Consider the following 18,921-nt stretch of genomic DNA (forward strand, 5'->3'; position numbering starts at 1 on the left):
CCAACCGATTTCGCTGAGCGCGTGTGGTCCGGCGTGGTGGTCCGCGTTGAGCCACGACGCCTCGGCCCGGACACCTGCGCCCTGATCACCGACATGGAATAACCGACATGGAATAGAGGTGAATAGCGGAAATGCTATGGAATCGGGGGGCCTTTGTGATCTCGCATGCCCCGGCCCGATCCACGAAGTCACATGGGATGAGGCATGCTCGGGGCCACGACCGCGCATGTGAGTCTGGGCGGCCACCCCCGCGCGGCTATCCTCGCGGGGTGGCGCACTACTTCGAGTCCCCGACGGCCGGCCCCGCGCGCCGGCGCACGATCTCGGTGAATCTTCGCGGTGAGCAGGTTGAGGTGCACACCGACCGGGGGGTGTTCTCCGGGGACCGGCTCGATCCTGGTACCGCTGTGCTGCTGCGCACGGTCACCGAGCCGCCGGCGTCCGGGGTCCTGGTGGACCTGGGGTGCGGGTGGGGGCCGATCGCGCTCTCGATGGCGCGCGCCGCGCCCCAGGCACGGGTGCTGGCCGTGGACGTGAACGAGCGTGCGTTGGAGCTGACGGCCGCGAACGCCAGGACGCTCGGGCTGGGCAACGTGGAGACTTTCACACCCGATGCCTTGCTGACGGCCGTACCCGATCTGGTCATCGATGAGTTGTGGTCCAACCCGCCGATTCGCGTGGGAAAGGCTGTGCTGCACGGGTTGCTCCGCGCGTGGCTGCCTCGGCTGCGGTCCGGCGCGCAGGCGCACCTGGTGGTGCAGAAGAACCTGGGGTCGGACTCGCTCCAGCGTTGGATCGCGGCCGACCTCGGCTTCGAGGTGGAACGCCTGGCCAGTTCGAAGGGATTCCGGGTGCTGACGGTGCGCGGTCGCGGCCCGACCGACGGCGCCTGAGTCGCAGACGCCCTCGGTTCGGAGGCTGCTGCGACCTTCCTACCGAGAGCGCATATTTCTGCGATTTCTGGCGTCTGGGTCTGGTGGTTGTCGGTGGCCCACGGTAGACTCGTACACATGTTCGACGTACCGCAAGCGGGGCCCGGCCGGCATGGGAAGCCGGCCGAGGGCGCTGTGCGTGCTGATGCCGCGCAGGCAACTGAGGTTCACGCGCAGACCGGTGCTCGGCCAGAGGCTGACGGACGAACCCGTGCTCGGCCAGAGGCTGACGGACGAACCCGTGCTCGGCCAGCGCCCGCGCCCACGCCCGGATCCGCGTCGGGGTCGGGGTCGAGGTGCGAGTGTGGAGGTTCGCGGGGGTTGGGGCCGGGTGGGCGGTTGCCGCTGTGGAAGATCCCTCAACCGGCTGATGATGAAGTCTCGTCCGGGCCGGAACTGGAAGCCCGGGGTTGGCGTGAGGTGGTGGCACCTGGATCCGATGCGCCCGATGAGGTGGTCGCAGCGTTCAACGACCCACCCGCGCATGTGCTGCAGGAATGGTCACAGGATCCACATTTCCCCGCTGCTGAGAGCGAGTTCGACGAGCAGGCTCCGGACTTGGATGAGGACGAACTGGTCGATGCCAATCTGATCGCTGCCGGTGTTTTCACCCAGGTGTGTGCAGACCCGGATCCAACGGGGGTGTTCCCCTTGCCGGCGTGGGGTGAACGGTTGCCGGTGGGGGTGGCCCCGCGCACTGATGGGTACCTGGCCGATGTGGGGGCTCATGCCCGCCGGCGTGGGGATTGGCAGGCTGTGTACGACTTGGAGCGCCTGGATGCCAGTGGGATGGACGCTTACACGTTGATCGAGGCCGTGGCGGCGTGGCGACGGGTGGAAGCCCTGGCCGCGTATCACCAGCGGATCCTGGCCCATGAGTTGTCCTTGCGTCCGGTGCTGGCCCTGGGTAAGGGCCGGGCCGAGGCGCCCTCACGGGTGTCGGTCGCGGCAGCACAGTTGGGGGCCCGGGTGGGGTTGACTCGTCAGGGCGCGATCAAGTTGGTGACCGTCGGGGCGGCCATGCGCGCCGGTACCGGGATCGGTGTCGGTCAGGCGCTGCGCGAGGGGGACATCGATGCGGACAAGGCGGACCTGCTGGTCCAGGCCACCAAATACCTGCCCGAAGAGGTGGCGATGCAGGTCCACGACCAGGTGTTACCCGGTGCAGGTTTGAACACTTTGCCCCGGGTGGAGCGGGACGTGGCCACGGCGGTGGCTGAGGTGGATCCGGAGGATCTCTCCGCCCGTCACGCCCGGGCGCGGGCCGAGCGGCGAGTGGGTGCACCGCGGGTGCGTCCCGATGGGATGGCCACAACCAGCATTTACTGGCCGGCCACCGATGCCATGGCGTTGCACACCGCCCTGGAAGCGGGCGCGCGGACAGCCAAGAACGACGGCGATGAGCGCACCCTCGACCAACTGCGTACCGATGCCCTGACCACCATGGCCCACACGGCCCTGGCCACCGGACGCATCGGCCCCTGCCCCAGCGCCACCACGCCCGGGCACGCCCAGTCCGGTGACGACAGCGCGAGCGCTGGTGACGGGTGCACCTGCCCACCGGTGTTCAGCACCTCCGAGGTGGCACCGGCCAGGGGGCGGGGCCGCCATGATGGCAGTCCGCTGAGCCCTGGTGAGGTGCTGACGCCGTTCACTCTGGGCACCGTGGGTGGAGCCCGGGCCCAGATCCGCATCACCGTGCCCCTATCCACCTTGATGGGCACCAGCAACGACGCCGGTGACCTCGAAGGATACGGACCCGTGCCGGCCGAAGTGGCCCGCGCCTTCGCCGCCGGGGGCACCTGGAAGCGCCTCGTCACCGACCCCCTGACCAACCGGGCCCTGGACGTGACCGCGAAACGTTACGAACCACCACCGTGGCTGCGCGAACAAGTCATCACCAACCAGCCCTTCTGCGTGGCCCCGGGTTGCAACGTCCAAGCCCGGCACGCCGACCTCGACCACGGCGTGCCGTTCCCTCACGGCCCCACCGCCGAGTGGAACCTGCACCCCCTGTGCCGCCACCACCACCGGTTGAAAACCCACGCCGGATTCACCCATCACAGCCCCACCCCGGGTGTGCACGAATGGACCACCCCTACCGGGCACCGCTACCGCACCGACCACGACGGCACTCACCTGCTCCCACCCCCGGGGCAGCACGAGACGAACGGTGCCGGGCGAGCCAACGGCGATGGGCCGAGCACGCGCAACGGTCCCGTCAGGACACCGTCGTCCTCCGAGTCAGTTGGGCCACCCCACGCCTATCCCAGCCGGGACGACCCACCACCCTTCTGAAGTGGCTCAGAACGGGTGAACCTGCGCCACCAGTTCAGCCGGCCCGGCCAGTTCCACGTGCCCGTCCTCGAGCACGCTCACGCGCAACCGCCCGCCAGGAACCAAAACGTACCAGACGTTCGGGGCCCCCTCCCCGAACCAGGTCCGGACCGCGAGCGCTGCGGCGCAAGCGCCGGTCCCGCACGACCGGGTCTCCCCCACCCCGCGTTCGTGTACTCGCATCTTGACCACCCCGACCGACTCCGCCCCCACCACGTTTCCGGCCTCGTCGACGATGTCCAGATCCTGCTCGCCCAACGGCACCACGAGTTCAACGTTCGTGCCCTCAGCCGGTTCCGGATCGACCACCGGCACCTTACTCAGGTCCGCCAGTTCCAACTCCTCCGGATCGGTCAGAGCAATCACGGTATGCGGATTCGGTACGGACAGCCGCAACCCCGGCCGCGGAGCGCGGAGTCCCGCGACCTCCACCTGCACATCCGACCCGGCTCGTAGCGCCTCAGAACCGCCCGGCGCCGACCACGTCCCCATGTCGACCGCGAACTCCTCCCCCTCCCGGCGCACAATCAACTCCCCCGCACGGGTCGCGATCGGAACGGCTGCACCGTCGGGAAATTCGAGCAGGCCCTCATCGATGAGGTACGCCACGAACACCCGGACGCCGTTGCCGCACACCTCCGCCACCGAGCCGTCGGCATTGCGGTAGTCCATGAACCACTCGGCGTCACGGACCGGCACATCGGCGAGCGCCCCGCCGGCCGAACTGACCAAGACCGCACGGATCACGCCGTCCGCGCCGATCCCGGTGTGCCGGTCCGTCAGGTCCACGACGTACTCGGCGCTCAGCGTGTGCTGGTCATCCGGGTCGGCGAAGAGGAGGAAGTCGTTGCCGGTGCCATGACCTTTGGTGAAGACCGGATGTGGTTCTGGACCCATACGCCGGAGCCTACTGTGCATCGGAACGGGTCTCGAGATGACCCAACGCCCGGTGCAGCACCCCGGCGCCGGCCCGGAGCCAGTGCACGCGCGGGTCACGCCGGAACCACTTGATCTGCCGGCGGGCCAACTGCCGCGTGGCCAGGCCAGTGTCGGCCACAGCCTGTGCCACATCGCACTCCCCGCGCAGCACGGCCAGGGCCTGGGCGTAACCCACCGCGCGGTTGGCGGTTCGCCCACGCTCCAGCCCGTTGGCGACCAGTGCGCGGGTCTCCTCGATCAGACCCGCCTCGAACATCGACACCGCCCGCGCATCGATCCGCTGGTCGAGCCGGGCCGCTGGCATCTCCAACCCGATCTGCACCGCCGGGATCGCATACCGGTGCTCGGGCAGATTGGCACTGAACGGCTTCCCGGTCAGGCGGATCACCTCCAGCGCCCGCACGATCCGGCGCGCGTTGCGCGAATCGATCCGCTCGGCCGCCACCGGATCCACCCGGCCCAACTCGGCGTGCAGCACGCCGGGGCCCTCGGCCTCGGCCCGGGCCTCCAGTTCGGCACGCACCCGCGGGTCGGTGCCGGGGAAACTCATCTCGTCCAGCAACGCCCGCACGTACAGCCCCGAACCCCCGACGACGACGGCGCGGCGCCCCCGGGCGGCGATGGCGGCCAGGTCCGCTCGGCCGTACTTCTGGTACGCAGCCACCGAGGCTTCCTGGTGCACCTCGAGCACATCCAACTGGTGATGCGGAATCCCCCTACGCTCCGCGACGGGCACCTTCGCCGTGCCGATATCCATGCCCCGGTAGAACTGCATCGCGTCGGCGTTGACGATCTCAGCCCCCAGATGCTCGGCCAGGTCCAGGGCGAGATCAGACTTTCCAGTCGCGGTGGGCCCCACGATGGCGATCACTGACGCAGACACCCTGGCAACCTACCGCTCGCCCCCGGGCTTATGCTGATTGGTGATGAGCAACCCCGACAACGGCCCCGACGAGGGCCGATCCTCCGAGGAAGACCAGGCGCCCGCCGAGGAACCCGTCAACGCGGCCGACTTCGAACTGTCGGAGGAAGACATCGCCGCCGCCGAGGTCCATCCGGTCACCCCGGAGCGCATCCGGACCTGGCTGAAGGAGAAGGGGCACAACCACCTCCTCCGCCCCGACGGCCAGCCGGCCGGGATCTGGAACGGCTCCCTGTTCACTTTCACCGTGACCCGGCACGTGCTGCAGATCCGGGGCCAATGGAGCCGCACCATCACCATCGAGCGCCGCGCGGAGTTCATGGCGCTGATCAACCACTTCCACACCCGCAACCCCTGGCCCAAGTGCTTGCTCCAGGTCATGGACGACGGCTCCATGCGGTTCACCGCCGACCTGGCCACGCCGATCTCGGCGGGGATGTCCGAGCAGCAACTCACCCGGGCAATACGTCTGGGTATCGGCGCCGGCCTGTCCCTCTTCGCCCAGTTGGATAAGCAGTTCCCCGACCCCTTGATGACCACAGGTGCCGCATGATCGACCCCACTGACCTACCCGGCGTCGGCGACTGGCCCGCGCCGGTAACCGTCGACCGTCTTCATCGAATGGTCGAGTCGGCCGGCGTGACCGTGACCCCGGCCGAGAACCAGATCCTGCGCGCCCGGCTCGGTGACAACCTCGTGGAGATCTCGGTGGCCGCGGGCAAGGCCACCGTGCTGCGGGTCCTGGGACTGGCCTCGACCACCCTGCCCAAGGACGCCGAGTCGGCCCTGGCCACCTATGCCAACAACTGGCACCGCGAGAAGGTCTGGCCCACGTTGCTGTGGACCACCAACGCCGAGGGCAACCTGGCGCTGCGCAGCGTCTACACAGTCGACTTCACCGCCGGTGCCACCGACCAGCAACTCACCACCGCGATCCGGCTGGGTCTCAGCGCCACCGCCAAGGGCCTGGACTCGGCGCTCGAGGCGCTCCAGAACGGCACCACCGAGCCCGAACTGGGCTGACGGGCTCATGATGAGCCACCGTCCGGAACCCGCGGCGCAGGCCGATTTGCGGACACTGCTCGACTCCGCCGACCGGATCGTCGGCTTCACCGGCGCCGGTGTCTCCACCGAGTCGGGCATCCCGGACTTCCGCTCCGCCGGTGGGGTATGGACCACGTACGATCCGGCCACCTTCGACTTCGCCCGGTTCATCACCGATGCGCAGGTGCGCGAGCAGAGCTGGCAGATGCGCCGGGAGTTCTTCGACGCCGATGCTCGACCGAACCCGGCCCACCGCGCCCTGGCAGCCCTGGAACATCAGGGCCGCTGTGCCGGGGTGATCACGCAGAACATCGACGGCCTGCATCAGCAGGCGGGGTCGGTCAACGTCCTGGAACTGCACGGCACCGCCCGGGAGGTGCTGTGCATCGGAACCCATCCTGCTCCCGGCAGCCCGCAAGGTTGCGGGTGGCGGGCGCCGCACGCATGGGCGATGGAGCAGGTCGACGCCGGCCATCCCGACCCGCGCTGCCCCGACTGTGCCGGGATGGTGAAATCCGCGACGATCTCGTTCGGCCAGCTGCTCGACCCCGACGTGATCGAGGCGGCCCTGGCCCTGGCCCGGTCCGCGGATCTGCTCATCGCCGCGGGATCCTCGTTGCAGGTGCAGCCGGCTGCGGGCCTCCCGCTGGAGACCCTCGAGGCCGGCGGCCGCCTGGTGATCATCAACGACGAGCCGACCCCGCTGGACCGGTTCGCCGACGTGGTGGTGCGAGGCCGTGCCGGTGAAGTGCTCGGCGCAGCCGTGTCGCCCTAACGCAGCCGTGCCGATGCACCACGGCGTACCCGCCCCGGCTCAGGCCTGCGAGCGCACCTTGGGCATCCCCAGCCCCACCGGGACCGGGCCTGTCGGGACGGTGCCCGCGGCCCTGGCCCGCTGCGCCGCCTCCCACGCATCACCGGAGCGGGTGCGCCGGACCTCGAACGTGCCACCCCGGACACCGGAGTCGGCGATCAGGTGGTGCGGCGCCGAGGACGTCACCCGCGCGGTGACCATGTCGCCCGGGCGAGGTGCGTCGTCGTCGGGCATTCCCTCCGGCAGACCGAGGTGCACCAGCCGGTTGTCCGCCGCCCGCCCCGAGAGCCGCTTTGTGGCGGCGTCCTTGCGCCCCTCGCTCTCCGCGATGAGCACTTCGACGTCGGTCCGGACCTGCTTGGCGTTCTCCTCGGTGGAGATGCGCTGCTGCAGGTTCACCAATCGCGCGTACCGCTCGGCGACCACATCGGCCGGCACCTGATCGGGCATGTCCGCGGCCGGGGTTCCCGGACGCGGGGAGTACTGGAAGGTGAAGGCGCTGGAGAAGCGGGAGGCCTCCACCACGTCCAAGGTGGCCTGGAAGTCCTCCTCGGTCTCCCCGGGGAAGCCCACGATGATGTCAGTGGTGATCGCGGCATCGGGCAGTTGCGCCCGCACCCGGTCCAGGATCCCGAGGAACTTCTCCGACCGGTAGGACCGGCGCATCGCGCGCAGGATCACATCCGACCCGGACTGCAGCGGCATGTGCAGCGAGGGCATCACGTTCGGGGTGGCCGCCATGGCATCGATCACGTCATCGGTGAACGCCGCCGGGTGCGGGGAGGTGAACCGGACCCGTTCCAGGCCCTCGATGTGACCGCAGGCGCGCAGCAGTTTCGCGAACGCACCCCGGTCCCCGAAACCCACGCCGTAGGAGTTGACGTTCTGGCCCAGCAGGGTCACCTCGATGGCACCCTGATCCACCACGGCGGCGACCTCGGCGAGCACCTCGCCAGGGCGCCGGTCCCGTTCCTTGCCCCGCAGGCTCGGCACGATGCAGAAGGTGCAGGTGTTGTTGCAGCCCACCGAGATCGACACCCACGCCGCGTAGGCACTCTCCCGGCGGGTGGGCAGCGTGGAGGGGAAGACCTTCAGCGACTCCTCGATCTCCACCTGCGCCTCGTCGTTGTGGCGGGCCCGTTCCAGCAGCACTGGCAGCACGTCGAGATTGTGGGTGCCGAAGACCACGTCCACCCACGGAGCGCGCTCGACGATGCCGGCCCGGTCCTGCTGGGCCAGGCAGCCTCCGACGGCGATCTGGAAGTCGGGGCGGTCCTTCTTCAGGGAGGCGAGCTGGCCGAGGTTCCCGTACAGGCGGTCTGCGGCGTTCTCCCGTACCGCGCAGGTATTGATGACGACGACGTCGGCCCGGGCGGCCTGTTCCAGCAACGAGCCGCTGTGGCCGCCGGCATCGATGTAGCCGGCCTGCTCCAACATGCCCGACATCCGCTCGGAGTCGTGCACGTTCATCTGGCAGCCCAGGGTGCGCACCATGTACCGGCGCGGGGTTTCAACACTCACAAGGCCCGATTCTACGGTGCTGCAGGCCGAGCGCGAGAAGCCTGGTGGGCGGGGATCGAGTCCAATTCGTGATCTGCGTACCGACCCCCGGATGGGTACGAGGCATTAGGTTGCAGATATGTCAGAAGCGACTCCAGAACCGCCTGCCCTGACGGCGCCGGCCCCGGATATGACCGCAGCCGCCGGTGAACCGCTCGTGGTGCTCAGCGACGTGCAGAAGTACTTCGGTGAGTTGCACGTGCTCAAGGACATCGACCTCACCGTGCACCGCGGCGAGGTCGTGGTGGTGATCGGGCCCTCCGGTTCGGGCAAGTCCACCCTGTGCCGCACCATCAACCGGTTGGAACCGATCAATTCCGGTTCGATCACCCTGGACGGCCAGGAACTGCCCGCCGAGGGCAAGGCCCTGGCCGCGCTGCGCGCCGATGTGGGCATGGTCTTCCAGGCCTTCAACCTGTTCGCGCACAAGACGGTGCTGGAGAACGTGACGCTGGGGCCGATCAAGGTCAAGAAGATGAAGACCGCCGAGGCCCGCAAGGTCGCGATGGATCTGCTCGACCGGGTCGGCGTGGCCAACCAGGCCGACAAGATGCCGGCCCAACTCTCCGGAGGTCAGCAGCAGCGTGTGGCGATCGCCCGCGCCCTGGCGATGCGGCCCAAGGTCATGCTGTTCGATGAGCCCACCTCAGCGCTGGACCCGGAGATGGTCAACGAGGTCCTCGACGTGATGGTCTCCCTCGCGAAGGAGGGCATGACGATGGTGGTCGTGACACACGAGATGGGCTTCGCGCACAAGGCGGGCGACCGCGTCGTCTTCATGTCCGAGGGCCAGATCGTGGAGGTTGCCGATCCGGACACCTTCTTCGCCGACCCGCAGACCGATCGAGCCCAGGATTTCCTGAGCAAGATCCTCACCCACTAGTCGCCGCCGACCTGAACACCCATTCCACTCACAGACATGTGCGACCCACAGGAGGAAACCCACGATGAAGAACACCCGTAAGACATTGATCGCCCTGGCGGCAGCCGGGCTGCTGATGCTCACCGCCTGCAACGGGGACGACGGCGCTCCCGAGGGCGAGCCGGTCGACCCGACGGAGTTCCCCGAAGGCAGCACGATGCAGCAGCTGCACGACCAAGGCTCCATCACCATCGGCACCAAGTTCGACCAGCCCTTGTTCGGGCTGCAGGGCCCGGACGGCACACCGGTGGGCTTCGACGTCTCCATCGGCCAACTCGTCGCCGACGCCCTGGGCGTGGAAGCCGAGTTCGTGGAGGCACAGACCCCGCAGCGTGAGAACCTCATCGAGAACGGATCGGTGGACATCGTCGTGGCCACCTACACCATCAACGACACCCGCAAGGAGGTCGTCGACTTCGCCGGCCCGTACTACATCGCCGGTCAGTCCCTGATGGTGACGATGGACAACGACGAGATCTCCGGCGACGACGACCTCGACGGCAAGCGCGTCTGCTCCGCGGACGGGTCGACCCCGGCGCAGAACATCGCCGAGAACTACCCGGAGGCCGAGCTGGTCACCTACGGCGCCTACACCGACTGCCTGGACCCACTGCGAAGCGGGCAGGTGGACGCCGTGACCACCGACAACGTGATCCTGGCCGGCTACGTGGACGAGAGCCCGGACGACTTCAAGATCGTCGGGGACCTGTTCACCGAAGAGCCCTACGGCATCGGCCTGGCCAAGGGCGACGACGAGTTCCGCGATTTCATCAACGACGTGATCGAGGAATCGTATGAGAACGGCAACTGGGAGGCCGCGTGGGAGAACACCGCCGGCACGGTGCTGGAGCTCCCGGAGCCCCCGGCCGTCGACAGGTACTGATCGCTGCCCACGTTGACACACCTTGACGGTCCGGGGCGCGCTTGCGCTCCGGACCGTCAAGGGTCGGATCGGGAGGACAAGGCATGAATGTTGTCCTGGACAACCTGCCTGCGTTCTGGAACGGATTCCTCACCACGCTGTACCTGTCGGTAACGGCGGGGATCATCTCACTGGTCGTGGGAGTCCTGCTTGCCGCGATGCGGGTCTCCCCCCTGTCCACCTTGCGCTGGGTCTCGACGGCGTGGGTCGAGGTCATGCGGAACACCCCGCTGACGCTCATCTTCGTGTTCATCTCCGCCGTGCTGTTGACGATGGACATTCTGATCCCGATCGGACGTACCCAGGCGATCGTGGCGCTTTCGGTCTACACCTCCGCGTTCGTGTGCGAGGCGGTGCGCTCCGGGATCAACAGTGTGGGCGTCGGACAGGCCGAGGCAGCCCGTGCGATCGGCCTGACCGGCGGGCAGTCGTTGAATCTGGTCGTGCTCCCCCAGGCGCTGCGGACCGTGGTGCCACCGATCATCAACGTGCTCATCGCGATGATCAAGAACACCTCCATCGCGGCCGGATTCGCCACGGTGGAACTGACCTCCACCGCCCGCACCCTGGCGCTGGGTAACCCCGGTCCGGCGGCCCTGTGGATCTTCGTGGGGATCGCCGTGTTCTACCTAGCGCTGACCGTGCCCTCGGGGCTACTCGCCAACTACATCGAGCGGAAGGTGGCCTTCGCGCGATGAGCAACGTCAGTTCAGTTCTCTACGACATTCCCGGACCGGTGACCAAGCGCCGGCAGCGGCGGTGGTCGGTGGTCGCCGGGCTGGCGATCTTCGCGGTCCTCGGTGCGGGCCTGTTCGCGATGTACCGCAACGGGGTCTTCGATGAGCGCTGGATGGTGCTGATCGATCCACCGAACGTTCGGGGGTTGAACAGCACCGCGGCAGATGTGTGGTGGAACTCACTCATCATGACCGGCCTGATCCAGGGGACGCTGGCCGCGGCTGGGCTGGCCATGCCCATTGCCGGGCTCGTCGCGCTGATCCTGGTGGTGCTACGCACCTCGACCAAGAAGGCCGTCAGCGTCCCCGCCAAGGTCCTCATCGAGGTCTCCCGCGGACTCCCGGTGCTGGTCCTGATGCTCTTCGGGCTGTTCGTCTTCAACTTCAGCGCCTACGTCTCTGTGGCATTCGGGCTGATCGTCTATAACGCCGCGATCCTCGCCGAGATCCTGCGGGCCGGTCTGGCCTCGATCGCCAAGGGTCAGGGCGAGGCCGGGATGGCCATCGGGCTGAGCTGGTTCCAGAACTTCTTCATCATCACCCTGCCGCAGGCAGTCCGGGTCATGATGCCCAGCCTGATCGCGCAACTGGTGGTGTTGCTGAAGGACACCTCGATCGGTTTCATCGTGGGCTACACCGAACTGCTGCGAACCGGACAGGTCAACTGGAACTTCTTCGGCAACGAAACCCGCCTGCCGTTCTTCGTGGCGGTGCTGGCGATCTACCTGGTGCTGAACTTCTCCCTCACCCGCATCGCCACCTTCGTGGAGAAGCGGCTCCGCGAGCGTGGCCAGCGCGCCACGCTGCCCGGTGGGATCGCCGCCACCCTCAATCCCAGGGACGCCTGACCGGCTGCCGCCTCCTAGGAGCCCTCGGAGACCACCAGGTCGGCGTAGTCGGGATGACGCTCGATCCAGGCGGCCACGAACGGGCACACCGGGTCCACCCGGCGCCCCTCGGCGCGGATCCAGTCCAGCGCCGTGCGCGCCAGGGCCGAACCCACGCCGCGGCCCTCCGCGGCCGGCTCCACGAGGGTGTGGCGAAGGGCCACCACGTCTGCCCGGCGCTCGTACTCCAGGCGCCCGAGGTGTTCACCACCGGCGGTCGCCACGAACTGCTGCTGGTCGGATGAATGTGAGATCTGCGGATCAGCCATGACTCACCCTAGGCAGATCACGGGCTCTCCAGGAAACTCTCGGCGGTGCCGGCCGGGTCGGAGTCGCCCTGGTCGACGCCGTCCTCGGCCTGCTCATCCTGGAACAGTTCGCTGATCAGCCGGTGTGCCAACCCCGCCGGGTAGCCCTTGCGGGCGAGCATGCCCATCAGACGCCGACGGCGCCGAGTCGGATCCAGGCCCTGGGAAGACCGGGCCTTGCGGCGCAACAGGGCCCGCGCCGCGGCCTCCTCGTCCTCGGGCTCGATCGAACTCAACGCAGCCTCGGCATCCTCACTGCCGATGCCCTTGCGTCGCAGCTCGAGCGCCAGCGCCCTGCGGGCGAGCCCCCGCTCGGACTGACGGCTGCGCACCAGCATCTGCGCGTACTCGGCGTCGTTGATCAGGCCCACCTCGGTGAACCGGTCCAGGACCTTGGCGGCCACCGCCTCGGGGACGTCCTTCTTGGCCATCGCCTCGGCCAGTTGCGAACGGGAACGCGGGGAGTGGGTCAGCAGGCGCAACGCGATCGCGCGCGCCACCGACTCCGCTTCCGGTTCGGAATCAACCGCCGCCGCGCCCGTGGCCGGGGGTTCACTCACCCGGCCACGGGAGGTACGCGTACGGCGCATCAGGTCACCGGCGTCGGCTCGCTCGGAGGAAGGCATCCGATACTCAGAAGTCGACCGCCTCGGCGGACTCCGGCACCACCTCGAGTTTGATTCCCACCCCGAGTTTGGTCTTGATCTTGGTCTCGATCTCGTCAGCCAACTCGGGGTTGTCCTTCATGAAGCGGCGCACGTTCTCCTTGCCCTGACCCAGTTGGTCACCCTCGTAGGTGTACCAGGCACCGGACTTGCGCACGATCCCGTGCTCCACGCCGAGGTCGATCAACCCGCCCTCGCGGGAGATGCCCATGCCGTAGAGGATGTCGAACTCGGCCTGCTTGAACGGCGGGGCCATCTTGTTCTTCACCACCTTGGCACGGGTGCGGTTACCCACCGAATCGGTGCCCTCCTTGAGGGTCTCGATCCGGCGCACGTCGATGCGTACCGAGGAGTAGAACTTCAGCGCCTTACCGCCGGTGGTGGTCTCCGGTGAGCCGAAGAACACCCCGATCTTCTCGCGGAGCTGGTTGATGAAGATGGCGGTGGTCCCCGAGGAGGACAGCGCGCCGGTGATCTTGCGCAGCGCCTGGGACATCAGCCGGGCCTGCAGGCCCACGTGGGAGTCGCCCATCTCGCCCTCGATCTCGGCCTTGGGGACCAGGGCTGCGACGGAGTCGATCACCACGATGTCCAGGGCGCCGGAGCGGATCAGCATGTCCATGATCTCCAGGGCCTGCTCGCCGGTGTCCGGCTGGGAGACCAGCAGCGCATCGGTATCCACCCCCAGACTCTTGGCGTACTCGGGGTCCAGGGCGTGCTCGGCGTCGATGAATGCGGCGATCCCCCCGTTCTTCTGGGCGTTGGCCACCGCGTGCAGCGCCACGGTGGTCTTACCGGAGGACTCCGGACCGTAGACCTCGACGACCCGGCCCCGCGGGAGGCCACCAATGCCCAGGGCCACGTCCAGGGCGATCGAACCGGTCGGGATGACCTCTACCGGCGGACGGGTGTCATCACCCAGCCGCATCACCGAGCCCTTGCCGTAGGCGCGGTCGATCTGGCCGAGAGCGGCGTCAAGGGCCTTCGTGCGATCTGCGTTCGTGCGATCTGCTGCGGAAACAGCCATGGTGTGTCACCTTCGGTTCTGGGCGGACTCTCCGCCGGATGTGCAAGGGCTGGTCTGTTCGCCACCACCCTCTCCGGGTGGCTTGATGGGGCGTGGAACGAGGCTATGTCCGACCACTGACATCCGGTGCGCCGCGGATCCAGCGTGTGGATCCAGGGCCGCACCGTCCGCGTCCTGTGGACAGCCTAGGACGAACGCGTGTTCGAGGTAAGTCCGACACGCCGAACGCGCGGATTGACCACGACGCAGAGCACGATCGTGGGCCCCGCTCAGGTCAGCAGCAGCCGTTCGATCCGCCGGGTCGCGGCCCACAGACCCAGCGCGCTCATCACCGCCAGGTAGGCCACGTGCGCCCACATACGGGCGTGCACTGCTCCGGTGGTCAGGCTCCGGATCAGTTCTACCCCGTGGTACAGCGGGGTCGCCTGGACCACCCACTGCAGGGCCGGCGGATAGGTACTCAGCGGGAAGAACGTGGCGGAGAACAGGAACAGCGGCAGGATCGCCAGCTGCACGTAGTCGGCGTCATTCCATGAACGCATGTAGGTGGTGGCGGCCATGCCCACCGAGCCGAACGCCAGCCCGATCAGCGAGGCGACCGGGATCGCCAGCACCGCCCAGGCCGACAGCACGAACCCCGACAGCGTGGCCACCAACAGGAACGCCACGGAGTACACCAACCCCCGCAACAGCGCCCAACCGATCTCCCCCACCGCGACATCGCGCGGGCTCAGCGGGGTGGTGAGCACCGAGTGATAGAGCTTGGCGTCCTTGATCTTGCCGAACACGTTGAACGTGGAGTCCATCACCGCCCCGTTCATCGCGGAGGTGGCCATCATCGCCGGGGCAACGAAGACCGCGTAGGACATCGCCTCCCCGTCGACGTCGATGGTGCCCACCAGCGTCCCGATGCCCACCCCCAGGGCGAACAGGTAGAACACCGGCTCGAGGAAGCCGGAGACATAGGTGAACACCGCCCGGCCGGCCGCCCGCGCGTTGCGTTCGACCAGTGCCCACGGCCGCAGCAGCAGCGCGATCATCACACCACCATCCGCTTTGTCAGTCGGCGCACCGCGAGGGCATAGCCGACGGCGATCATCGCCACCAGCACCGCCAGATGCACCGCGAACCGCCACGGTTCCAACCACAGCGGGGAGTCCGGCCCCAGCCCGAACGCCCGGTTCAGCGCCACCGCGTGGGTCAGCGGCGACACCCATGCCACCGCCTGCAGGCCGGTGGGCAACTGCTCCAGGGGGAAGAACGTCCCGGAGAACAGGAACATCGGCATGATGACGAAGCGCTGCAGGATATTGAAGCCCTGCCCGGAGTCGGTGATCCCGGCGGAGTAGGCGAAGGTGCAAGCCGCGAAGCCCATCCCGGTCAGCACGGCCACCACGACGACGGCGGGCACCCATACCCCGTTCATCGCCCCCAGCGCCGTGGCCACCGCGGTGAAGACCCCGGCCACCATCGTCATCCGGATCAGGATGTAGACCAGTTGCCCGCGCACCAGGTCCACCACCCTGATCGGGGTGGCCAGCATCGCGTAGTAGTTGTAAGTCCACTTGATCGGCGCCAGCACGTTGTAGGTGGCCTCCCCGGAGCCGGTCATCATCGTCTGGGCCGCGACCAGCCCGGTGGCCACGAACGCGACGTAGGCCACGCCGTTGATCGCGCCACCGCCGGGGCCGTCCACCAGCGACCCGAGCCCGTAGCCCAGGCCGGCCAGGTACATCAGCGGGGCCAGGAAGGAGGAGACCACGGTGGAGGGCCAGATCCGCCGGTAGCGCATCAACCAGTACGTCAGCACCGCCCGCCAGCCGGAGAACGAGGACGAGGAGACCGGACGCCTCGGATCGGCAGGGAGGCTCGCGCCGGCACCGGGGCCGTCTTCCGGGCTGGTCATTCGATCAGGCTCCGCCCGGTCAGCCGCAGGAAGACGTCCTCCAGGCTGGACCGGCGCACCAGCGTGGCCGCCGGGTGGATGCCGCGTGCGGTCACCGTCTCCAGGGCCGCGTCGCCGTCGCGGACGTAGAGCAGGACCCGGTCGGCGAGCACCTCGACGCGATCGGCGAGATCGCGCACCTGGCCGACGACGTCGTCGTCGTGTTCGGCGAACCGCAGTTCCAGCACCTCCCGGGAGGCGTGCTGGGCGATCAGGGAGCGCGGTGAACCCTCGGCCACGATCCGTCCGGCGTCCATCACCACCAGTCGGTCGCAGAGTTGTTCGGCCTCGTCCATGTAGTGAGTGGTCAGCACCAGGGTGACCCCGGAGCGCTTGAGCTGGAACAGGCGCTGCCACAGGTTGTGCCGGGCCTGCGGGTCCAACCCGGTGGTGGGCTCATCCAGCAGCAGCAGGCGCGGTTCGTTGATCAGGGCGCGAGCGATGGTCAGACGCCGCTTCATCCCGCCGGACAGGCTCTCGACGACGGCGTCGGCCTTGTGGGTCAGATCGGCGAACTCCAGCAGCGGGCCGGCCCGGCGGGCGGCTTCGGCGCGGGACAGCCCGAAGTAGCGACCGTACACGAGGAGGTTCTCAGCGACCTTGAGTTCGGTGTCCAGCCAGTCCTGCTGCGGGACCACGCCCAGTTGGGCGCGGATGTCCGGGCCGTCGCCGGCCGGGTCCATCCCGAGCACGCGTAGGGTGCCGCCGCTCACCGGCGAGGTGCAACCGATCATCCGCATCGCCGAGGTCTTGCCCGCCCCGTTCGGTCCCAGGAAGCCGAAGGACTCCCCTGCCTCCACCGTGACGTCGATGCCGTCCACGGCGGTGAAGTCACCGAAGGTCTTGACCAGGTTGCGGGCTTCGATGAGGGGCATGCCTGGCACTGTAGGACATCGTCGGCACTGCTAGCAACCTATCTTGCTTGCCTGGGGCGTCATCGCCATGCCGGGTATCCGGGCAGGTCCAGCGCACCGTTCCCACCCCACTCCCGCAGTGCCCTGGTGATCGCCTCATCGGCCGCCGCGGCGGTATCGGGGAAGTCATCGGCGGCCTCGGCGATCACCTGGCGCCACCGGCTCACCAGCAGTTGGCGATGATTCGGCGCCAGCGCACCGGCGGGTCCGATGCTGGCCACCTTGGTCCGGGCCGAAGGAAGCAGCCACGCGGCCGAGACCACGGTGAAGATGACGACGGCGCCGCGCACCTGAGCGGGCCAGTGCGGGTCGGTCGCGAGCTGGGGAAGCTGCCCCGACGCGCCCGCGGTGAACTCGGCCAGCATCGCCTCTCGCAACCCCGACGGCGGAGTGAACACGCACCAGCAACTGCTGAACGGCTGCAGTGCGTAGGCGGCGTCGATGGCTACCGGATGTACCGCGGTGCCCTCGGTATCCAGGAAGCGCACCGCAGGTTCGGTCAGCACCGCGTTGTCCGGGCAGGTGTCTCCGGCTGAGATCACCTCGCGGGTGGAGTCGCCGAGCAGCGCTGTGAGCGCCTCGGAGATCTCGGCCCGCGCCGCCTCGGCGTGGCGCACGCCCCAGTCCGCCATCGCATCGAGCCCCGCGCCCGGCAGCGCGGCAATCAGGCGGCGGTTGGTCTCCTCGGCCGGGCCCAGGTCGGCGCGGAACTGCGCCAGCACGTCGGGATCGGCCACCACGTGGCCGCCCAGCGCCCGGGCCCAGCGCAGGCAGGCGGCCCAGGCCGCACCCGGGTCGTCACCCACGAGCAGGTCCGCCAGGGTGGGGGCCGCGCCGATGTCCTCCATCACCAAGGTGGTGTTCGGGGCGTCCTCGGCGAGCAGGGCCGGGGTACCCGGCAGGTAGCGCAGCCCGGCGCGTTCGCGCAGGAAGCCCTCGGTGTGGGCGCCCGCGCCGGCATCGGCTTCGTCCGGGGAGCCACCCTCCGGGGCCAGGAAGGTCTTGACGACCACGCTGCTCCCCCACTGCGCCGGTGCCTGGTTCACCCGGTGCCGGCTCACCCGGGAGCGAGCAGAGCCACCCAGTTCGGTGCCGGGAGCCAGGTCGATGTCGTCGGGAAGATTCGGCGGGAGCACGGTGGACACCGGTTCACCCTAGGACAGCGCCGGAAGCCGGATGTGCGGATTCGCCGCGTGAGATTACCGCTTGCGCGCCTGAGGTTGGCGGTGGTGCCAACGCACGTGCTCGGGCAGGTCGTTGACCACGCAGATCGCCGCCCAGACCTCGCGCGGGGACGTGCCCTGGTCCAGGGCCTCCTGCGCGGTCCGCCCACCGAGTGGCCCCAGCACCATGTCCTTTGCCAGCGATGCGGCGTAACTGCCGAAGGTGTCGGTCATGGCGGACCAGAATTCCGAGTGCTTCACCCGCCCAGCGTAATATCGCCCGGGATGAGTACCGCACTGAACTGGCTGTCCGCCCTGGACCACCCCGAGTTCCTCGCCGACCGCGTCAGCGCCGCACTGCGGCAGTGGCCCGATGGCGACGCCGAGGCCGTCCAGGTGGCCGAGATCGACCCTGCGATCGCCGACACATCCGCCCTGGTCGCCGCGACCGACATCACGCTGGAGTCCAGCGCCAACTGCCTGGTGGTGCGTGCCCGGCGGTCCGGCACCGAGACCCTGGCCGCCGTCCTGGTCCTGGCTACCACGAAGGCGGACATCAACACCGCGATCCGCAAGACGCTCGGGGCGCGCAAGTGCTCCTTCATGTCGATGGACGCCGCGGTGGAGGCCACCGGGATGGAGTACGGCGGCATCACTCCGATCGGACTCCCGCAGGACTGGCCGCTACTGATCGATGAGCGGGTGGTGGCTCAGGACCAGATCGTGATCGGCTCGGGGGTGCGCCGATCCAAAGTGCGCATGCCCGGCCCGCTCGCGCAACAGTTGCCCGGGGCCCAGGTGATCACCGACCTCGCCGTGCCGATCGCCTGAGCCTCGGCCGGGGTCTCCGGGCAGGGTGTCGGTACCTACCGTCACAATAGGG

The 18,921-nt window shown here is 68.5% G+C and carries 21 protein-coding genes; 10 read left to right on the top strand and 11 right to left on the bottom strand.

What is annotated here, in order from left to right; all coding sequences use genetic code 11:
- Positions 1 to 269: 269 nt before the first annotated feature.
- Together ACO0LV_RS11060 and ACO0LV_RS11065 are read left to right on the top strand one after the other, a co-directional pair.
- Positions 270 to 893 (top strand): class I SAM-dependent methyltransferase, encoded by a 624-nt coding sequence (locus ACO0LV_RS11060; protein ID WP_424787954.1) that lies wholly within the window; start codon positions 270 to 272, stop codon positions 891 to 893.
- A 462-nt stretch (positions 894 to 1,355) separates the two neighbouring features.
- Positions 1,356 to 3,230, top strand: coding sequence for a DUF222 domain-containing protein (locus tag ACO0LV_RS11065; protein ID WP_424787955.1), 1,875 nt, complete (start codon positions 1,356 to 1,358; stop codon positions 3,228 to 3,230).
- Between the two features lie 6 nt (positions 3,231 to 3,236).
- On the opposite strand, the gene dapF is transcribed toward ACO0LV_RS11065, so the two are convergent.
- Positions 3,237 to 4,166 carry a diaminopimelate epimerase gene (dapF, locus tag ACO0LV_RS11070; protein ID WP_424787956.1) on the bottom strand — a complete coding sequence of 310 codons (930 nt, stop codon included), beginning with the start codon at positions 4,164 to 4,166 and terminating at the stop codon, positions 3,237 to 3,239.
- A gap of 10 nt (positions 4,167 to 4,176) precedes the next feature.
- A complete protein-coding gene (miaA, locus tag ACO0LV_RS11075) occupies positions 4,177 to 5,091 on the bottom strand; it encodes a tRNA (adenosine(37)-N6)-dimethylallyltransferase MiaA (RefSeq protein ID WP_424787957.1) in 915 nt (304 codons plus the stop codon).
- A gap of 43 nt (positions 5,092 to 5,134) precedes the next feature.
- On the opposite strand from miaA, the gene ACO0LV_RS11080 reads away from it, so the two are divergent.
- The 3 genes from ACO0LV_RS11080 to ACO0LV_RS11090 are packed head-to-tail and all read left to right on the top strand — an operon-like array spanning position 5,135 to position 6,949.
- Complete coding sequence (locus tag ACO0LV_RS11080) at positions 5,135 to 5,683, top strand: YbjN domain-containing protein (protein WP_424787958.1); 549 nt, start codon at positions 5,135 to 5,137, stop codon at positions 5,681 to 5,683.
- The gene (locus tag ACO0LV_RS11085) at positions 5,680 to 6,153 is read left to right on the top strand and encodes a YbjN domain-containing protein (protein ID WP_424787959.1); all 474 of its coding nucleotides are present in this window, start codon (positions 5,680 to 5,682) and stop codon (positions 6,151 to 6,153) included. Before ACO0LV_RS11080 ends, ACO0LV_RS11085 begins: the two co-directional genes overlap by 4 nt.
- A 10-nt stretch (positions 6,154 to 6,163) precedes the next feature.
- Positions 6,164 to 6,949, top strand: a complete 786-nt coding sequence (locus ACO0LV_RS11090; RefSeq protein ID WP_424787960.1) for an SIR2 family NAD-dependent protein deacylase — start codon at positions 6,164 to 6,166, stop codon at positions 6,947 to 6,949.
- A 39-nt stretch (positions 6,950 to 6,988) separates the two neighbouring features.
- Here ACO0LV_RS11090 and miaB read toward each other — a convergent pair whose 3' ends face one another.
- Complete coding sequence (miaB, locus tag ACO0LV_RS11095; RefSeq protein ID WP_424788017.1) at positions 6,989 to 8,482, bottom strand: tRNA (N6-isopentenyl adenosine(37)-C2)-methylthiotransferase MiaB; 1,494 nt, start codon at positions 8,480 to 8,482, stop codon at positions 6,989 to 6,991.
- A gap of 196 nt (positions 8,483 to 8,678) precedes the next feature.
- On the opposite strand from miaB, the gene ACO0LV_RS11100 reads away from it, so the two are divergent.
- The 4 genes from ACO0LV_RS11100 (at position 8,679) to ACO0LV_RS11115 (ending at position 11,977) form a co-directional block, all read left to right on the top strand.
- A complete protein-coding gene (locus ACO0LV_RS11100; RefSeq protein ID WP_424788018.1) occupies positions 8,679 to 9,431 on the top strand; it encodes an amino acid ABC transporter ATP-binding protein in 753 nt (250 codons plus the stop codon).
- Between the two features lie 64 nt (positions 9,432 to 9,495).
- The gene (locus ACO0LV_RS11105) at positions 9,496 to 10,353 is read left to right on the top strand and encodes a glutamate ABC transporter substrate-binding protein (protein WP_424787961.1); all 858 of its coding nucleotides are present in this window, start codon (positions 9,496 to 9,498) and stop codon (positions 10,351 to 10,353) included.
- Positions 10,354 to 10,436: 83 nt separating this feature from the next.
- The gene (locus tag ACO0LV_RS11110) at positions 10,437 to 11,090 is read left to right on the top strand and encodes an amino acid ABC transporter permease (protein WP_424787962.1); all 654 of its coding nucleotides are present in this window, start codon (positions 10,437 to 10,439) and stop codon (positions 11,088 to 11,090) included.
- Complete coding sequence (locus ACO0LV_RS11115; protein WP_424787963.1) at positions 11,087 to 11,977, top strand: amino acid ABC transporter permease; 891 nt, start codon at positions 11,087 to 11,089, stop codon at positions 11,975 to 11,977. The genes ACO0LV_RS11110 and ACO0LV_RS11115 overlap by 4 nt, the downstream gene beginning before the upstream one ends.
- A 14-nt stretch (positions 11,978 to 11,991) precedes the next feature.
- On the opposite strand, the gene ACO0LV_RS11120 is transcribed toward ACO0LV_RS11115, so the two are convergent.
- The 8 genes from ACO0LV_RS11120 to ACO0LV_RS11155 all read right to left on the bottom strand — a co-directional run bounded on the left by ACO0LV_RS11120 (position 11,992) and on the right by ACO0LV_RS11155 (position 18,299).
- Positions 11,992 to 12,285 carry a GNAT family N-acetyltransferase gene (locus ACO0LV_RS11120; protein WP_424787964.1) on the bottom strand — a complete coding sequence of 98 codons (294 nt, stop codon included), beginning with the start codon at positions 12,283 to 12,285 and terminating at the stop codon, positions 11,992 to 11,994.
- A gap of 17 nt (positions 12,286 to 12,302) precedes the next feature.
- The gene (locus ACO0LV_RS11125) at positions 12,303 to 12,950 is read right to left on the bottom strand and encodes a regulatory protein RecX (protein WP_424787965.1); all 648 of its coding nucleotides are present in this window, start codon (positions 12,948 to 12,950) and stop codon (positions 12,303 to 12,305) included.
- A 7-nt stretch (positions 12,951 to 12,957) separates the two neighbouring features.
- Positions 12,958 to 14,016 (bottom strand): recombinase RecA, encoded by a 1,059-nt coding sequence (recA, locus tag ACO0LV_RS11130; RefSeq protein ID WP_424787966.1) that lies wholly within the window; start codon positions 14,014 to 14,016, stop codon positions 12,958 to 12,960.
- 269 nt (positions 14,017 to 14,285) lie between these two features.
- A complete protein-coding gene (locus ACO0LV_RS11135) occupies positions 14,286 to 15,056 on the bottom strand; it encodes an ABC transporter permease (RefSeq protein WP_424787967.1) in 771 nt (256 codons plus the stop codon).
- Positions 15,056 to 15,922 (bottom strand): ABC transporter permease, encoded by an 867-nt coding sequence (locus ACO0LV_RS11140; RefSeq protein ID WP_424787968.1) that lies wholly within the window; start codon positions 15,920 to 15,922, stop codon positions 15,056 to 15,058. The genes ACO0LV_RS11135 and ACO0LV_RS11140 overlap by 1 nt, the downstream gene beginning before the upstream one ends.
- Positions 15,919 to 16,836 (bottom strand): ABC transporter ATP-binding protein, encoded by a 918-nt coding sequence (locus ACO0LV_RS11145; protein ID WP_424787969.1) that lies wholly within the window; start codon positions 16,834 to 16,836, stop codon positions 15,919 to 15,921. The genes ACO0LV_RS11140 and ACO0LV_RS11145 overlap by 4 nt, the downstream gene beginning before the upstream one ends.
- A gap of 59 nt (positions 16,837 to 16,895) precedes the next feature.
- A complete protein-coding gene (locus tag ACO0LV_RS11150; RefSeq protein ID WP_424787970.1) occupies positions 16,896 to 18,020 on the bottom strand; it encodes a hypothetical protein in 1,125 nt (374 codons plus the stop codon).
- 54 nt (positions 18,021 to 18,074) lie between these two features.
- The gene (locus ACO0LV_RS11155; RefSeq protein ID WP_424787971.1) at positions 18,075 to 18,299 is read right to left on the bottom strand and encodes a DUF3046 domain-containing protein; all 225 of its coding nucleotides are present in this window, start codon (positions 18,297 to 18,299) and stop codon (positions 18,075 to 18,077) included.
- 24 nt (positions 18,300 to 18,323) lie between these two features.
- Between ACO0LV_RS11155 and ACO0LV_RS11160 the strand changes: the two genes are divergently transcribed.
- Positions 18,324 to 18,869, top strand: coding sequence for a YbaK/EbsC family protein (locus ACO0LV_RS11160; RefSeq protein ID WP_424787972.1), 546 nt, complete (start codon positions 18,324 to 18,326; stop codon positions 18,867 to 18,869).
- Positions 18,870 to 18,921 lie beyond the last annotated feature (52 nt).

This window comes from Pseudactinotalea sp. Z1739 (assembly GCF_049725055.1).
Lineage (GTDB): Bacteria > Actinomycetota > Actinomycetes > Actinomycetales > Beutenbergiaceae > CALKWS01.

What these genes read in the sequence shown, in the direction of transcription:
- ACO0LV_RS11125 (WP_424787965.1), bottom strand. Translation starts at nt 12,950, where the DNA reads ATGCCTTCCTCCGAGCGAGCCGACGCCGGTGACCTGATGCGCCGTACG.
- ACO0LV_RS11120 (WP_424787964.1), bottom strand. Translation starts at nt 12,285, where the DNA reads ATGGCTGATCCGCAGATCTCACATTCATCCGACCAGCAGCAGTTCGTG.
- ACO0LV_RS11140 (WP_424787968.1), bottom strand. Translation starts at nt 15,922, where the DNA reads ATGACCAGCCCGGAAGACGGCCCCGGTGCCGGCGCGAGCCTCCCTGCC.
- recA (WP_424787966.1), bottom strand. Translation starts at nt 14,016, where the DNA reads ATGGCTGTTTCCGCAGCAGATCGCACGAACGCAGATCGCACGAAGGCC.
- ACO0LV_RS11085 (WP_424787959.1), top strand. Translation starts at nt 5,680, where the DNA reads ATGATCGACCCCACTGACCTACCCGGCGTCGGCGACTGGCCCGCGCCG.
- ACO0LV_RS11100 (WP_424788018.1), top strand. Translation starts at nt 8,679, where the DNA reads ATGACCGCAGCCGCCGGTGAACCGCTCGTGGTGCTCAGCGACGTGCAG.
- dapF (WP_424787956.1), bottom strand. Translation starts at nt 4,166, where the DNA reads ATGGGTCCAGAACCACATCCGGTCTTCACCAAAGGTCATGGCACCGGC.
- miaB (WP_424788017.1), bottom strand. Translation starts at nt 8,482, where the DNA reads ATGGTGCGCACCCTGGGCTGCCAGATGAACGTGCACGACTCCGAGCGG.
- ACO0LV_RS11110 (WP_424787962.1), top strand. Translation starts at nt 10,437, where the DNA reads ATGAATGTTGTCCTGGACAACCTGCCTGCGTTCTGGAACGGATTCCTC.
- ACO0LV_RS11135 (WP_424787967.1), bottom strand. Translation starts at nt 15,056, where the DNA reads ATGATCGCGCTGCTGCTGCGGCCGTGGGCACTGGTCGAACGCAACGCG.
- ACO0LV_RS11145 (WP_424787969.1), bottom strand. Translation starts at nt 16,836, where the DNA reads ATGCCCCTCATCGAAGCCCGCAACCTGGTCAAGACCTTCGGTGACTTC.
- ACO0LV_RS11115 (WP_424787963.1), top strand. Translation starts at nt 11,087, where the DNA reads ATGAGCAACGTCAGTTCAGTTCTCTACGACATTCCCGGACCGGTGACC.
- ACO0LV_RS11090 (WP_424787960.1), top strand. Translation starts at nt 6,164, where the DNA reads ATGAGCCACCGTCCGGAACCCGCGGCGCAGGCCGATTTGCGGACACTG.
- ACO0LV_RS11080 (WP_424787958.1), top strand. Translation starts at nt 5,135, where the DNA reads ATGAGCAACCCCGACAACGGCCCCGACGAGGGCCGATCCTCCGAGGAA.
- ACO0LV_RS11160 (WP_424787972.1), top strand. Translation starts at nt 18,324, where the DNA reads ATGAGTACCGCACTGAACTGGCTGTCCGCCCTGGACCACCCCGAGTTC.
- ACO0LV_RS11105 (WP_424787961.1), top strand. Translation starts at nt 9,496, where the DNA reads ATGAAGAACACCCGTAAGACATTGATCGCCCTGGCGGCAGCCGGGCTG.